13 protein-coding genes are annotated in these 13,904 nt (G+C 40.7%); 4 read left to right on the top strand and 9 right to left on the bottom strand.

Features of this window, described 5'->3' with window-relative positions; genetic code table 11:
- Positions 1-23 precede the first annotated feature (23 nt).
- The 3 genes from I5349_RS13025 to I5349_RS13015 are packed head-to-tail and all read left to right on the top strand — an operon-like array spanning position 24 to position 3,349.
- Complete coding sequence (locus tag I5349_RS13025; RefSeq protein ID WP_226391219.1) at positions 24-1,184, top strand: DUF4221 family protein; 1,161 nt, start codon at positions 24-26, stop codon at positions 1,182-1,184.
- Between the two features lie 22 nt (positions 1,185-1,206).
- Entirely contained in the window at positions 1,207-2,289 is a 1,083-nt protein-coding gene (locus I5349_RS13020; protein ID WP_226391218.1) for a BF3164 family lipoprotein, read from the top strand.
- The gene (locus I5349_RS13015; RefSeq protein ID WP_226391217.1) at positions 2,276-3,349 is read left to right on the top strand and encodes a BF3164 family lipoprotein; all 1,074 of its coding nucleotides are present in this window, start codon (positions 2,276-2,278) and stop codon (positions 3,347-3,349) included. The genes I5349_RS13020 and I5349_RS13015 overlap by 14 nt, the downstream gene beginning before the upstream one ends.
- A 35-nt stretch (positions 3,350-3,384) precedes the next feature.
- Here I5349_RS13015 and I5349_RS13010 read toward each other — a convergent pair whose 3' ends face one another.
- From I5349_RS13010 to I5349_RS12990, 5 genes are all read right to left on the bottom strand, one after another.
- Complete coding sequence (locus I5349_RS13010) at positions 3,385-4,536, bottom strand: DUF4221 family protein (protein ID WP_226391216.1); 1,152 nt, start codon at positions 4,534-4,536, stop codon at positions 3,385-3,387.
- 74 nt (positions 4,537-4,610) lie between these two features.
- A complete protein-coding gene (gene recO / locus I5349_RS13005) occupies positions 4,611-5,294 on the bottom strand; it encodes a DNA repair protein RecO (RefSeq protein WP_226391215.1) in 684 nt (227 codons plus the stop codon).
- A gap of 1 nt (position 5,295) precedes the next feature.
- Entirely contained in the window at positions 5,296-7,434 is a 2,139-nt protein-coding gene (gene porZ / locus I5349_RS13000) for a type IX secretion system anionic LPS delivery protein PorZ (RefSeq protein WP_226391214.1), read from the bottom strand.
- On the bottom strand, positions 7,418-8,005 hold the full coding sequence (locus I5349_RS12995; RefSeq protein WP_226391213.1) for a thymidine kinase: 588 nt from the start codon (positions 8,003-8,005) through the stop codon (positions 7,418-7,420). Before I5349_RS12995 ends, porZ begins: the two co-directional genes overlap by 17 nt.
- Positions 8,006-8,008: 3 nt before the next feature.
- Positions 8,009-8,335, bottom strand: a complete 327-nt coding sequence (locus tag I5349_RS12990) for a 2Fe-2S iron-sulfur cluster-binding protein (RefSeq protein WP_226391212.1) — start codon at positions 8,333-8,335, stop codon at positions 8,009-8,011.
- Positions 8,336-8,369: 34 nt separating this feature from the next.
- Here I5349_RS12990 and I5349_RS12985 point away from each other — a divergent pair, with 34 nt between their 5' ends.
- Positions 8,370-9,470, top strand: coding sequence for a DUF8457 domain-containing protein (locus tag I5349_RS12985; RefSeq protein ID WP_226391211.1), 1,101 nt, complete (start codon positions 8,370-8,372; stop codon positions 9,468-9,470).
- Here the strand turns inward: I5349_RS12985 and rodA are convergent.
- Genes rodA through mreC form a run of 4 tightly spaced genes read right to left on the bottom strand, consistent with a single transcriptional unit; the run spans position 9,467 to position 13,903 of the window.
- A complete protein-coding gene (gene rodA / locus I5349_RS12980) occupies positions 9,467-10,744 on the bottom strand; it encodes a rod shape-determining protein RodA (RefSeq protein ID WP_226391210.1) in 1,278 nt (425 codons plus the stop codon). The genes I5349_RS12985 and rodA overlap by 4 nt on opposite strands.
- Positions 10,745-12,541: a penicillin-binding transpeptidase domain-containing protein gene (locus tag I5349_RS12975; protein ID WP_226391209.1), complete on the bottom strand. Its 1,797-nt coding sequence runs from the start codon at positions 12,539-12,541 to the stop codon at positions 10,745-10,747.
- Positions 12,538-13,059 (bottom strand): rod shape-determining protein MreD, encoded by a 522-nt coding sequence (locus I5349_RS12970; protein ID WP_226391208.1) that lies wholly within the window; start codon positions 13,057-13,059, stop codon positions 12,538-12,540. Before I5349_RS12970 ends, I5349_RS12975 begins: the two co-directional genes overlap by 4 nt.
- Positions 13,049-13,903 (bottom strand): rod shape-determining protein MreC, encoded by an 855-nt coding sequence (gene mreC, locus I5349_RS12965; protein ID WP_226391207.1) that lies wholly within the window; start codon positions 13,901-13,903, stop codon positions 13,049-13,051. The genes I5349_RS12970 and mreC overlap by 11 nt, the downstream gene beginning before the upstream one ends.
- Between the last annotated feature and the right edge of the window lies 1 nt (position 13,904).

Genomic DNA, 13,904 nt, shown 5'->3' with positions numbered 1-13,904 from the left:
GGGTTTTATATAAATAAAATACGATGATTTTTTCACAAAAAGGACTTAAATGTTCCATTAATTGGTCTTATAGAGGCTTTTTACTGTTTAGTCTTGTGATCTTTATCTCTTGTAATAGCGAGCCGAAAGTGGTCACACTTGCCCCAATCAATGAGATCTATCAAGGTACTTTTGACCTGCATCTGGATGAGCGGACTTCTCAGGAATCATTTTTCCTGCAAGCTGTAGGTGAGGATACGGTGATCTTACTTAATCGTGCAGAAGGAAATTTGGTGCTATTTGATGCGCAAGGACAGGTGATATCCAAGTACTACTATGCTTCGGATGGTCCAAATCGTGTCAATGTCAATGGTTTTCAATATTGCCATCCTGATACTATCGTGACTACAGATTTTTATCAAAATATCTCTCTTGTAGATACTGCGGGTAAGCTAAAAGGTAAGTGGAAATCATTTGATCTAGATAAATTTGAACTAGAAGTTGACCCGTCACCAACATCTACAAATAGTTCCCCTTTTTTTAAAAGAGGTGACAAGGTGTATTTTAACAATGCAATCTTTAGCGATAAGATTTATTCACTTTTTGCAGAGCTAGATCTCCGAGATGGGACGATCAACTATCTAGACATCAAATTTCCTGAAATTTATCAATCTGGTTTTTGGGTTTCAAACTCCTTTCAATTTGTATCTTCTACATATCTGCCAAAGGAGGATGAGCTTATTGTTAATTTTCCAAACCTATCTAGTCTCTATCGGTATCGCTTTGCTGATGGAAGCTTGACTGAAATTCCTCTGGCTCATAGTCAACTGATAAATGAAATCACTGCGCTATTTCCTGATAAGGAATCTGCTAGAAATGCGAGCCCAGAAGCACTTGCTAAAAGAGAGCTGTCCAAAGACTTTTATCATAGTCTCTATTTAGACCGTGAAAATGAGGTTTACTATAGGCTAGTGGGCATAGGCAAGCCGGAGAGTGTCTATGATGCACAAAGCCCAGAAGAGCAACCGCTAAGGGAGTATGCGCTGATGGTGTATGATCAGGAATTCCAACTACAAGGAGAGTACACAATCGATGCAGGCGTCTATAATATGCTAAAAGTATTTATCAGCCCTAAAGGGCTTCATCTGATGCGCCTAGATAGCGAGGAGGATAAAATGAGTTTTGATGTATTTAGCTTCAAATAACCGACACCTAACCACCTAGATAATGAGACATCATTTATTAATAATTGGCCTATTGGCATTGTTTGTTTTTTCTTGTAATCAACCAGAAGTTGCTTTAGAAAAGCAAATAGAAACAATTAAGGTTTCTCTCAAGGGGAATCAATTCTTAACTGATGAACTATTTTCCACAAATTTTGACCGCGTAGATAGTTTACTTTTTGTGAGTTTAGACGATCAGAAAGCAGCTTTTCATATCTATAATATCAATGATGATTTTTCCTTTGTCAAGGCTTTTGCTTATAAGGGTGAAGGACCTGGAGAGTTTAGAACTGCGGCTATCAGTGACATAGAACAAGTAAACGATGATTATCACGTCAGTATTTTTGATAGAGCAAAATACAGACTAACAGTATATTCTTTGAAAGATATCTTGAATGAGGAAAAGAGCTTGCCAATCTATTCCTTTAGAATGCATCCAAAGCATGGGTTGAGTGCGGCTTTGGTGAAGACAGGCAATACTACTTATGTAGGGACACCGGGCTTGGATGTGATGAATCGAGGGAGGCTTCACTTTTATGATACGCTGACACAGGAGTCTACTAAAAACGAGTTGATTCCCAAGGATCAGCGTTTTGATCAGCTTTCTGATTATCCAAAGTATAATCTATATTTTTCAAGAATCGCCAAACATCCCACTAAAGAGTTGATTGCTTCGGTAATGAGGGGTTTTGATCGTTTAGATATTTATGATTTTGAAGGCAATCTAGTTCATGAGGTCAAATCTCCAAACTATGAGCGGGAGTATGAACTGTCACTCATTGGGGATAAGGCTACTGAGAAGAAGTTTTATATGGGTGTCAGAGGTTCTGAGAAATATATATACGCTATTTATTATGATCAGCTGGATAAAGACTACTCCAGAGATCTCATCCCTACTCAGATCAAAATCTTTTCTTGGGAGGGACAAGAACTAGCCAATATCGAAGTTCCAGAATACCTTATGTCCTTTGAAGTAGATGAGGAGCGTGGGAGGCTGTATGGGGTAGCTTACTTTGAAGAAAAGACAATGACTTATGACATCTCTAATATCTTAAACCAACTCAATCAAACTTATGAAAGTAATTAATTCTATTGCCTGTATTTTATTTGTTCTATTTATCTCATCGTGTACTTCCGAGAATTCGGTCAAAGAGGAAAAGGAAGTGCTCAAAGTATCTTTAGAGGGAAAAGTGATTTTACCAGAAGAGATCAAGGGTCGTGTCATGACTCGAGTCGATAATCTACTTTTCTTTTATCAAACTGGAGGAGAAGGCGATGTTTTCAAAATTTACGATCTAGACAACAACTACAAACTAGTTGGAGCTTATGGAACGTTTGGCGATGGACCAGAGGAGTATTTAGCACCTAGAATAACAGATAAAGAAAAGGTGGGCAATGATTATATTTTGACTATTTATGATAGATTCAAAAACAAGGTTTCTGCTGTGTCTCTCAATGCCATCATTAATAACTCCGAAGATAAAGCAGTTGATAGATTCTCGATTGATCCTAAGCACAGCATGAATCAAGATTTTCTTAAAATAGACGAGCAAACTTATGTAGCCACTCCTGGAATGGAAGCAACTAATAGAGGCAGGATACATATTTATGATGAATCAACTCAAGAGTTTAGTCACAACGACATGATTCCCAAGGTAGCAGTTTATGATAATATGGAAAGCTATGAGAAATATGCGCTTTACATGACTAAGCTGGCCAAACACCCTAGCAAGGATAAAATCGTATCCATCATGTTTAGTTTTGATCGCCTAGATTTTTATAATTCAAAAGGAGAGCATTTGCAAGAAGTATTGGGACCAGAATATGAAAGTGAATTTGCAAGAGTAAATATGGACGGAAACTCAGATAATGCTAAGTTTTTCTATCAGGACGTAAGTGTTAGTGAAAATCTAATTTATACACTTTATTTGAACGAGACACTAGAGACTTATATCACTCAGGATATTTCAGATGTTGGTATTAAAATCTATGATTGGGATGGAGATCAGTTGGCTGAAATTAGTATTCCAAACTTTTTAACATCTATAGAAATCGATGAGGTGAGAGGGAAGCTTTATGGAATAGCTCCTAGTGAGGAGAAGATACTTGAATACGACATCTCTGAAGTTTTAAAGCAAATCAAATAAGTTGGAAAAGCCGCTGAATCACAGCGGCTTTTATTTTACAATTCCTCCAAAGCTATTTTTTCAAACTGCATGGTATCTTCCTCATTGACAGGATTGTCCATGTGATTGATAGAGAGGTAGAGGCCTTCTTTGGTGATGAAAAGATTACTCGTTAGGTATTTTCCTGCTTCAAAGCGTTTTTCACTTATCAGTTTTAATGTTTTGTCAAAAACTTGAATGACAAAGGGTCCTGGTGCTTCTCTTAATGCCCTAAGATCTTGTTCACTGGTCACTTGAGCTTCAGGATAGCCGATTCTGTAATAAACTTGTCTGTAGGTATCATAGAGTAAGCTTTCATACCTAGCGCCTCCCAACATGTAAGTTATGATTTCATTTCGCTCAGGAGCAGTAGAGAGTGAGGGCATGGTCTCATCCATAAGGTTGCTTTTGACGGATATTTCTCTCATGTTGCCAGCGTCATCAGCTTGATAGAGGTTGTGACTACCCGTGATCGAATAAGTGATTTGCTCTTTTGCAAAGACGATGCTTGTTTCAAAGAATTTGAGTCCACTCTCCAGATAGCCTGCTGGATATTTGACATTTAGTGGATTGACCTTAGCAGTTTTCAGATCTATCTCTAATCCTATGGCTGCTTGGGACAGCTTTTCTTCTGTCATGTTTAGGTAGTTGCCTGGTAGGTGTGTCTTGACACGCAGCTTTCCATCTATTAAAAGTGGAGGGCTCAGATAGTAGCTGTTGTGTACAAATGCAGTGGCATATCCATCGGGCTGTGTGTATTTGATCACTTGTTTCACTTTTCCAGAAGTATCTGTCAAGACTATCTGAGGTAGGACTTGAGAGAATAAAAAGATACTATCCAAGTTGTGAAAATATACTCCTAGAATATCTCCCACTCCATCTGGTCCTTCCATCTCAAACTTTATCTTTTTGATGAGTTGACTTTCTTCTAGGTCATAGAGCTGGAGTGAGTTATTTCTCATATTGACATTGAGCAAGTAATGCTCATAAGTGGTAAGCCCCATGCTGACATTTGGAGTAGTCTCATCTACAGGTAGCTTGATGAATTCTCCACTGGCTACTAACTCGTAATTTTTTCTTTCCTCTTTAGATTCTTGACAAGAGGCTATCAGGGACGTCACTGCTAGGAGGTAAATAGCTCGTTGGTACATGGCGTGTAGATTTATCATAAGAGAAAGTTTGGTTAACTAAAAATAAAGTTATTTGATAAATATAAAAAATAAATGGTAAATGACCTTTTTCCTCAACTAATTTCTCTCAATATAGCCAAGGACTTGATGTCTGTGAGGTAATCAAGGTGCAGCTTATAAAAGGCAAGTAAGTGATCCAATAGGTCTCTTTTGGTTTGGATAGGGACTTTTTCATACTGTCCATCAGATTTTAGTAATTGATTGAGCAGGGCTTTTTCTGCTTTGGCAAAGTCACCATAGTTGATTTGTGGGAAGAGCTGCTCGTAGACCTCTTCGGCATCTTCTGGTGCAAAGCCTAAGTATCCGCTAAAGAGTAGTAGAAACTTGATCGGAAAGCTACCTAGTGGACTGTTGGACTCATCTAGCCATCGGATGATATTTTCGAGAAAGTCAAAAAGGGCTTCATTTTCATAGCCATCTTGGAGGCATTTGTCTATGATCTCTGCCAAAAACATGGCTACTCCGGACTTTTGAAAATCAAAAGGAATCTGTTTGAATGGAAAGCTACACTTGATCTCAGAGATGCGGTTGAGGCCTTGACTATCTTTGTTGTATACCACCAAGTCTGTGAGGGTGAGTGGCTGAAAAAGTGCCATTTTCGGTTTGGACTTGGCACTTCGGACACCATTGATGATATAGCTGCGGTAGCCCAGCTCACGGGTAAAGATCCTACAAATGATCGAAGTTTCTCGGTATTTAAGATAGTTGAGTACGATACCGGTGGTCTTGACTAGCATCTTAGCGGATGATTATTTTACCTACATTTTTCTCTACTCCGAGCACATCGCTCAAGAAGACCAAGTACACACCAGTACTGACGCGCTGCCCTCTATAGTCCAGTTGATCCCAGAGAATGCTTCCACCTAGACTGTTGAGTTCTCTGACTAGTCTGCCAGAGGCCGTAGTGATTTTGATAAGGGCGTTTTCAGTAGTTTGTGTGATATTGATTGGCTGTCCAGGGGTAGCAGGATTAGGAAAAATTTTGATATCGGTTTGACTGTCCGAAGGCTCTGTAGCTTGCCCTCTGTACGAAACTAGCCCTTGAGGCGTCAGTATGAACAGCTCGCCTGTTGTTGGCTGCAGGCTGAGGTCTAGGATCTCATTACTAGGCAGTGGGCTGTTGCTTGTTGTAAATTGCGAGATCAGTTCACTGCCATTATTTGCAAATAACCAAAGGCCATTTTGGGCTGTTCCTACCCATATCTGGTCGGCAGGATCTATTAGTAAAGAGGTAATGTTTTCCTCTTGAAATAATATTCTGCCATCGAAAATTGGACGAATGATTTCTAAGCTTCGGTTGGTCTGAATGTCCACAGCAAAAGGTAAAATATACAAACCCCTATCGGTACCGATCCATAAGTTTTGTTGTGAATCTTGATCAAGTGCTTGTATGCGGTTGCTAGTAAGGATGGTATTTTGTGTACTAAGTCTTCTAAAGACCGATGGACTTTCTCTCCATATATAGAGACCACTTTCAGTACCTAGCCAGTAGTCATTAGCTATGCTGGCAGTCATGTCTAATGGACGAAGTGCTGTACCACCTAAGGGTGCTCGCCAGCCAGTTTCGGCATTTAGAATATGTAGCCCAAGCGGTGTGTTGTTTTGGTATAAGACCAGTTCGCCATTGGCATTGGTGAGGATTTGAGAAAAAAGCAAGCCGTCCGCAGTAGCAGAAAAGCTTACTTCAGGGGTATTTTGGTCAATGAGCAGGGTGCTAGCTCCTGAAGAGGCGATGATGCCTTGACTTGGCGTGATGAAATAGGTGGTCTGACCATTAGCTATATAGGCTACATCATTTAAAATAAACTCACTGACATCATTAGTCCATCTTCCTTCGGAGAATCGACTTATGCGATCACTGCCCAAAGCATAGGTTGTTCCATTAGCAAAGCGAACGCGATTAGGTATTCGCTCAGGACCATTAGGTCGTTTAGCAATTTTTTGATCGTTTTGGAGGACTGTTAACCCTAGGATAGCATCTGCTTGATAGATAGTACTATTAGTAGTCAAAAAGTCTCGAAGATCAGCATCGTCACTGATCAATGAAAACTCTCCTGATTGTGTGACGTTAAACTGACCCCAGTCTGTAAAGACGAGACCATTCTCATCCAGTTTTTTGATTTGATAAATCACATCAGTAGGTAGACTAATTGCCTCAAAGCTCATCTCCGACCATAGGTAAAGCGTTCCTTGAACATCGCTAATGAGTACGTGCTCCTCATCTATCACTTGGATGTCGGCTGCAGCTAGACCAGACGGAAGTTCGTTCCTTTGCCATATAGCAAAATCACGCAGGTTGTCATTTAGATCACCTATCAGTAATCCTTCTGGACTTGCCAGATAGAGTTTTGTGCCATGAAGTGAAAGTCCTGATATGGGGAGATTTTCACCTGTGTTGCTGAGTTGTCGATAGCTATCTGAGATGATTTTTTCTTGTAGGTCGAGTAAGATCACGCCTAGGTCTGTTGCAACATAGGCTATTTGCCCAGAGACTTCTATGTCTCGGATGAATTTACTTTCAGCAGTATTGAGTTGGGCTAGTGTACTGATCCTTGTGACGCGATCATTGACTAGATCGATCGTCCCACTTGGGTAGCCTACGATCAGTTGTGTGTCATTGGCAGCGATTGCAGAGGCATTGTTGGCACTAAGGTCATTGAGTTTGGAGAGTGATTTGACTTGCTGCTCTGCTAGTGAGTAGCTGATGATGCCCTGTCTCGTGAGACAATAGATATGAGTAGCTGTTTGGGCTAAAGAGAGTCCCTCAGTCTGTACCAAATGATAGCGCCAACTGCCAGTAGGGATCTCTGTCTGCGCCTGCGATGATACCGCAATCACACAGAGCAATAGGCCAATCAAGCTAAGCTTTATCTTCATAAAAACATTTGCGGCAGCGAGCTTCATAGGCGTTTTTTTCTCCCAAGACTACTTTTTGTTTAGAATCACTCAGCCTAAAAGAATAAGAGGCCAAATCACCACACTTCATGCAGATAGCATGCACCTTGGTCACGTATTCAGCTACAGCCATCAGTTGTGGCATCGGCTCAAAAGGCTTCCCAGCAAAATCCATATCCAAACCTGCTAGGATGACACGTTTGCCAGCATTAGCTAGTTTGACAACCACTTCTACTATTTGTGTATCAAAAAACTGGGCTTCATCTATACCGACCACATCACAGTTACCAGCTCTCAGGAGGATATCCTCTGCAAATTGAACAGGAGTAGAGCGGATGGCATTTTCATTATGAGAGACTACATCAAACTCATGATAGCGTGTGTCGAGAGCAGGTTTGAAGATTTCTACTTTCTGTTTGGCGAGGATAGCGCGATTCAGTCTGCGGATGAGCTCTTCTGTTTTTCCTGAAAACATGGACCCACAGATGATCTCTATACAGCCGGCTTTACCTGATCCTGGTTTATTTTTCCCCAAATATGACTCTATAAACATGCGCTATTCACTATAATCCATGTGTGGAAACTTATTTTTTTCAGCTACTCGAATGACTAATTCACCTTTTAGTAGCGTGCTTTGGCAGCTAAGGCGCTCATTGTCTGCTAACCGATGTAGGTCTCTATAGTTTTGCTCGCGATCAGTGAGAGGATTTAAATTTTCCATGCCCTCTATTACGATCATTTTGCAAGAAGTGCAGCGGCCTTTTTTGCCACAGGCATGCATCCAGTCAATTTGATTTTCATGGATGATGTCCAAAACTTTTTTATCATGACGCTTTGTGGCAACACGTTTGTTATACAGGTTTTGTATGACTATTTTAGGCATCGATCTCGCTTTTGCAAATTAATCAAATATAGAAATGGGCAGCAAATTAAATCTAACCTACCTCAAACAATATAGTGACACATATACGCACCAAGTTGTTGGGCGATTTTTTCAAAATAAAGCGCAAGCTACAGGGCAAGAGCTACTTCAATTGACACCACATCGGCAAGTTAACCTTTTTGTGCTCAAGGACATTTTTGAGCGATGGAAAAAAGAAATAGAAAAGCTAAAAAGTCCCTATTTTGACTACCAAGCACTAGAAGTGAAGCAGGCTATTCAAGAGACAATGAATGTGCTTTCTCGACATATCTCGGTCAAAGCCGATTATTTAGAGCCATTGATGATAGAAGCGGTACAAGATATGGTATCGCTTTATATGGAGCCACGGGTATATTTTGAGCGCTATTTTAATACTGTTGAGCATACCAAAGTATCACTGAAGACGCTCAAAGAGATTAAGAAGTATTTTGTTTATCACTCGAATTTGGTGGATCAGTTAATCTCTCAAATGGAAGATTCTGGCAAATCTGAGCTTTCTAGCGATCAGGTATTGAAGCAGATTGCTCAATTTGATTTTGATCAACTGGATTATCATAAACTAGCGGATGAACTAGCGAAAGTGATCCCGATAGATCTAGGTGCTTTAGGAGTAAAGGAATCTGAGGAGGGTGAACAGGCTTCAGCTTCTGAAAGTACTTCTTTCTTTGATACTGTAGAAGATTCACAGCAAGAAACTATCGAAAGAGCTGAAGTGAAAACTGAAGCCAAACAGACAGAAGAGGTCGTGTCAAATGCTCCTGAAAAGGAAGTGCCATCACAAAGTCAAAAGAAAGCTGGAGTACTTGATGCTAAATATTTTCAACAGTTTTTTGCAAGTGATGCTACACGATTTGGACAAACCAAACTGGATAAAATCACTGGAAATATCAATCTCAATCAAAGGTTCATGTTCATCAATGCACTTTTCAAAAATAATGAAGAAGCCTTCAAATCTGCCATCAAGGGTTTGGATGAAGCAAATTCTTTTGATCAAGCGATCTCTATACTCAATGCAGAATATGCAAATACATGGGATCCAGATTCAGAGGAGGTAGAAGAGTTATTGGCTTTGGTCTATCGCAGGTTTAGGGCTTAGCCACTCATCCTTCCGAGCACTTGGATGCGGTGTGCATCTAGCTTGAGAAAGATGAATAGCATGATCGTAAATGACCATAAGGAAGAACCTCCGTAACTAAAGAAAGGCAATGGAATTCCTATCGTAGGGAATAAGCCAATGGTCATAGCTATATTGATCGCGAAGTGGAAAAATAGGATAGACACTACGCCATATCCATAGACACGAGCGAATCTGGAGCGTTGCCTTTCTGCTAGATAGAGTAATCTGCCAAGCAAAAGGACAAAAAGGCTAATGACTACAAAGCTCCCAAACCAGCCAAACTCTTCGCCCAGTGTACAAAAGATGAAGTCTGTCACCTGCTCAGGTACAAAGTCATATTTCGTTTGCGTACCTTCTAAATAGCCTTTGCCAGTCAGCCCGCCTGAGCCTATGGCGATTTTGGATTGCGTGACATTCCAGCCCACACCGAGCGGATCGATGTTAGGATTGAATAGCACCTTGATTCTATTCTGCTGATGTGGTGGAAGCTTCTCGACTACTTGATCTACGGAGTAACTGATCCCCATGGTAAATACTGTCAGAAAGCTGATAAAAAGGATACGTTTAGTTTTCTTTTTACCCAAAAGAATAATCAATAAGCCTACAGCAGCGATACTGATCAAGACGGCTAGGCTGTTTTCAACTGCAATGGTTAAGATGAAAACAAAAACTGCTGCGATACCAATGATGTAATAGTTCTGAGGCAAACCCTCTCTGTAAAGCATAATGAAAAATGAACTGTACACCATGGCTGTACCTGTATCAGGTTGCAGTAAGATCAATAGCACTGGCAACATAATCAGCCCGACTGTTTGTACTTGATATTTGAATTCTGAGAGTTTGACATTAGGTCTCTCCATGAACTTAGCGAGTGCTAGGGCTGTGGCAAATTTGGCAAATTCTGCGGGTTGTAGCCTAAAGGCACCGATTTCAAACCAAGCTCTTTGTCCATTGATTTCTTTTCCTAAGAATGGTGTCAAGACTAAGAGGATGATGAAAATTCCATAAAAAATCAAACTAAAACTTTCGAAAAATCGAAAGTCTACAATCATAATCAGGAGAATGAGTACGACAGCTGTAGCAATCCAGACCAGTTGAATCCCAGAGTTGATCGATAGGTCAAAGATGCTTTTGGGTACTTGCTCATCATAGACAGCAGCGTAGATGTTGAGCCAGCCCAAAAATACAAGCACAGCATAAAGCAGTACACTGGCCCAGTCTAGTTTCCCGATATGGATGTCTTGCTGTCTCACTTAGTAGATAAATTCTCCTTTTAATACATATTCCTCCAAGGCAGGTCTTGTGATCTGCCCTTTGAGGTATTTCTCAATCATCAAACTTGCAGTAGAAGCCGCTGCACGACCACCCCAGCCCGCATTTTCAACATACACTGCTATGGCGATTTTAGGATCTTCTGCTGGCGCAAAGGCTATGAAAACAGAGTGGTCCACCCCTGGATTTTCTGCTGTTCCAGTCTTACCCGCCATCACGATATCTTTCATGACGGCTCTAGCAGCGGTACCAGATACCGCTTTGATCATCGCCTCATGCACGATATCAAAGTGTTTGGCATCTATACCGCTTTCGTTTCGCACTTTGAAGCGCTGATCTATATCATCATCGCCAGTGATGCTTTTGACTAGGTGAGGAGTGTAATAATAGCCTTTATTAGCTACCAATGCCGCTAAATTAGCCATCTGAAGTGGTGTGACGAGCATCTCACCCTGTCCAATACTGAGGGAATAGATGGTACGATAACGCCAGCGACCCGCACCATAGATTTTGTCATAGTAGTTGCTGCCGGGGATTTGGCCACCTCTTTCATTGAATAAATCAACTCCTAATGGCTGACCCAATCCAAATTTGAGAACTTGTTCTTTCCACTTATCCAGTCCAAGTTTTGAGTCAGTGAAGTCGTTTGGAGAAAGTTCCTGATTGATGATGCGCTTATAGGCTTGATGAAAATAAGGATTACAGCTGTAGCGAATCGCTCCTTCTAGATTGACTGGATTGGGATGTACGTGGCAGTTGACTAGTGATTTGTTACATGGGAAAATGGTATTTTCATTGAAAACGCCTTCCTGCATTCCTATGAGTGACTGCACGATCTTAAAGATAGACCCTGGAGGATACATAGCCATGATTGGCCTTACGAAAAGTGGCTTTGTAGTATCTGCATTGAGTTTGGCGTACTGCTCACTAAACTGTGCGCCTGTGAGCAGATTAGGATCATATGATGGGGCAGAGATCATGGCTAGAATTTCTCCGCTGCTAGGCTCTATGGCTACTACACTGCCCACCTTGCCATTCATGAGAAACTCACCATACTTCTGCAAGTCTCGATCTATCGTAGAGATGATGTTATTGCCAGGGATAGATAGCGTATCAAACTCACCATTTTTATAGCTTCCTTTTTCTACCCCGCGGACATTGACGAGCCGATATTTGGCACCTCTAGTTCCTCTCAGAGTCTGCTCATAATAGGCTTCCATACCACCGATACCAATATAATCACCCGACTTATAATATTTGGTAGTATCGATTTCTAAGCGCCTCTTACTGATCTCACCGATATAGCCGAGTGCATTGGCCATGATGGGCTCAGGATAAGCGCGGACAGACCTAGACACGATAAAAAAACCTCTAAAATCAATTAGATAATCTTGAATTTTAGCAAAATCAGCATTAGAAATTTGCTTAATAAATACCGAGGGTTTTACCTGAGAGTATTTGCGAGCAACCTCATATTTCTCTATAAGCTCCTCTTTGGTCAGCTTAAATAAGTTGCAGAAAAGAGTGGTGTCTTTGATCTGAACATTGCGAGGAATGACCATCAAATCAAAGACTGGGTCATTGTATACTAGCAATTTATCATGACGATCATAGATCAAGCCTCTATACGGATAGTCCACTAGTCGCTGCACAGCATTGTTGTCAGCGGCTCGCTTAAACTCTTCATTGACTACTTGGATGAAAAAAAGTCTTACTAATAAGACCAAGCCAACCAATACGATGAAGATGAGGATGATATTTTTTCGATTGTCATTCATAGCGTTCTTCGCTTGCTATAGAAAAGCCCTTGCATGATTATTAGTGCGATCAATGTTAAGATAGCAGAGCTGAAAGCTTTGAGCAAAATAAAACCGAAAATATTTAGCGATATGGACTCTATGTAGAAGAAAGCCAAGTGATGTATAAATAATAATGGAAAGGCATAAGAGGCAAACCAGCTTACACTTAAGTTTTGAGTACTAGGGGTGATATCAGCATCATAACCACCTGTAGGAGTCACCACTCTGAGCCATTGGAAACGAAGATAAGCCATCAATACAAACGCAGCTGTATGAATGCCGATGCTATCATAAAAGATATCCAGTATTAGTCCTAAGAGAAATGCCATAACCAATGCAAACACAGGCTTCACTTGAATAGGAAGTAACAAAATAATCCCTGTATATAAAAAGCAGAATGCTACTCCGAACAAGGCGAGATTCTTAAAGAAAATCACCTGTACGATCATCATTAGGATGATACTCACGCTGCTTTTGATGAGTTGATTACTGTTCATTGATTACTCCTGATACTTGTTGCAGAGAATCGATCTCTGGCAGATTTTTATTTTTTACTAAGTAGACATAAGATAGACTACTGAAATTAGTCAATAGATTGATCTTGATGTCATAAAAGGTGGCTTCTGTGCCTCTCTCTACTGATTTGACCACTCCGATCTTGAGACCTTCGGGATAGACAGAGTTGTATCCAGATGTGACTACAGTATCACCTACTGTGACAGTGACGTGTCTAGGCACATAGAGTAGGCTCGCCTCGTCAGGATTGACGCCATCCCAGCGTGTCGTGCCAAATACATTACTAGATTGCAAAACGGATGATACCAGTGACTCAGTGTGTAGGATAGAGATGACTGTAGAAAATTTATCAGAGACATCCTTGACCCTGCCTACAATACCCTGCTCATTGAATACTCCCATGCCTGTTTCTATGCCAGCATTTTTTCCCTTATTGAGCGTGAGGATATTTTGAGCTCTTCGTACGGAATTATTGATGACTTTAGCCGAGAGAAACTCATAATTGGCAAGTGTCATACTATCTATCAGCATCAATTCTGGTCTAAGACTATCTGTATTGACAAATAGTCGCTCGTAATCTTCCAGTTTATTGAGGAGCGCTGCATTTTGATTGGCCAGATCACTATTTACTTGATTGAGTGAAAAGTACTCTCGAATAGAGGATCTTGTTTCAAAGATATTGCCCGCTATGCGGTTAGATGAATTGAAAAAGAGCGCACCTTGTGTTCCATTATTGGAGACTATGAGCCATACAGCGATGGCCTCCAATAGTAAAAACAAGAAGAACGCTCTAAATCTAAAGAGGAATTCAAATATCCTTTGCATT

The organism is Penaeicola halotolerans (genome assembly GCF_016464625.1).
GTDB lineage: Bacteria > Bacteroidota > Bacteroidia > Cytophagales > Cyclobacteriaceae > Penaeicola > Penaeicola halotolerans.
Note: the sequence above shows the minus strand (reverse complement) of the source record. Positions and strands in the feature narration are given on the sequence as shown.

What these genes read in the sequence shown, in the direction of transcription:
- I5349_RS13020 (WP_226391218.1), top strand. Translation starts at nt 1,207, where the DNA reads ATGAGACATCATTTATTAATAATTGGCCTATTGGCATTGTTTGTTTTT.
- I5349_RS12975 (WP_226391209.1), bottom strand. Translation starts at nt 12,541, where the DNA reads ATGAATGACAATCGAAAAAATATCATCCTCATCTTCATCGTATTGGTT.
- I5349_RS13025 (WP_226391219.1), top strand. Translation starts at nt 24, where the DNA reads ATGATTTTTTCACAAAAAGGACTTAAATGTTCCATTAATTGGTCTTAT.
- I5349_RS13015 (WP_226391217.1), top strand. Translation starts at nt 2,276, where the DNA reads ATGAAAGTAATTAATTCTATTGCCTGTATTTTATTTGTTCTATTTATC.
- I5349_RS12985 (WP_226391211.1), top strand. Translation starts at nt 8,370, where the DNA reads ATGGGCAGCAAATTAAATCTAACCTACCTCAAACAATATAGTGACACA.
- recO (WP_226391215.1), bottom strand. Translation starts at nt 5,294, where the DNA reads ATGCTAGTCAAGACCACCGGTATCGTACTCAACTATCTTAAATACCGA.
- I5349_RS12995 (WP_226391213.1), bottom strand. Translation starts at nt 8,005, where the DNA reads ATGTTTATAGAGTCATATTTGGGGAAAAATAAACCAGGATCAGGTAAA.
- porZ (WP_226391214.1), bottom strand. Translation starts at nt 7,434, where the DNA reads ATGAAGATAAAGCTTAGCTTGATTGGCCTATTGCTCTGTGTGATTGCG.
- I5349_RS12990 (WP_226391212.1), bottom strand. Translation starts at nt 8,335, where the DNA reads ATGCCTAAAATAGTCATACAAAACCTGTATAACAAACGTGTTGCCACA.
- I5349_RS13010 (WP_226391216.1), bottom strand. Translation starts at nt 4,536, where the DNA reads ATGATAAATCTACACGCCATGTACCAACGAGCTATTTACCTCCTAGCA.
- I5349_RS12970 (WP_226391208.1), bottom strand. Translation starts at nt 13,059, where the DNA reads ATGAACAGTAATCAACTCATCAAAAGCAGCGTGAGTATCATCCTAATG.
- mreC (WP_226391207.1), bottom strand. Translation starts at nt 13,903, where the DNA reads ATGCAAAGGATATTTGAATTCCTCTTTAGATTTAGAGCGTTCTTCTTG.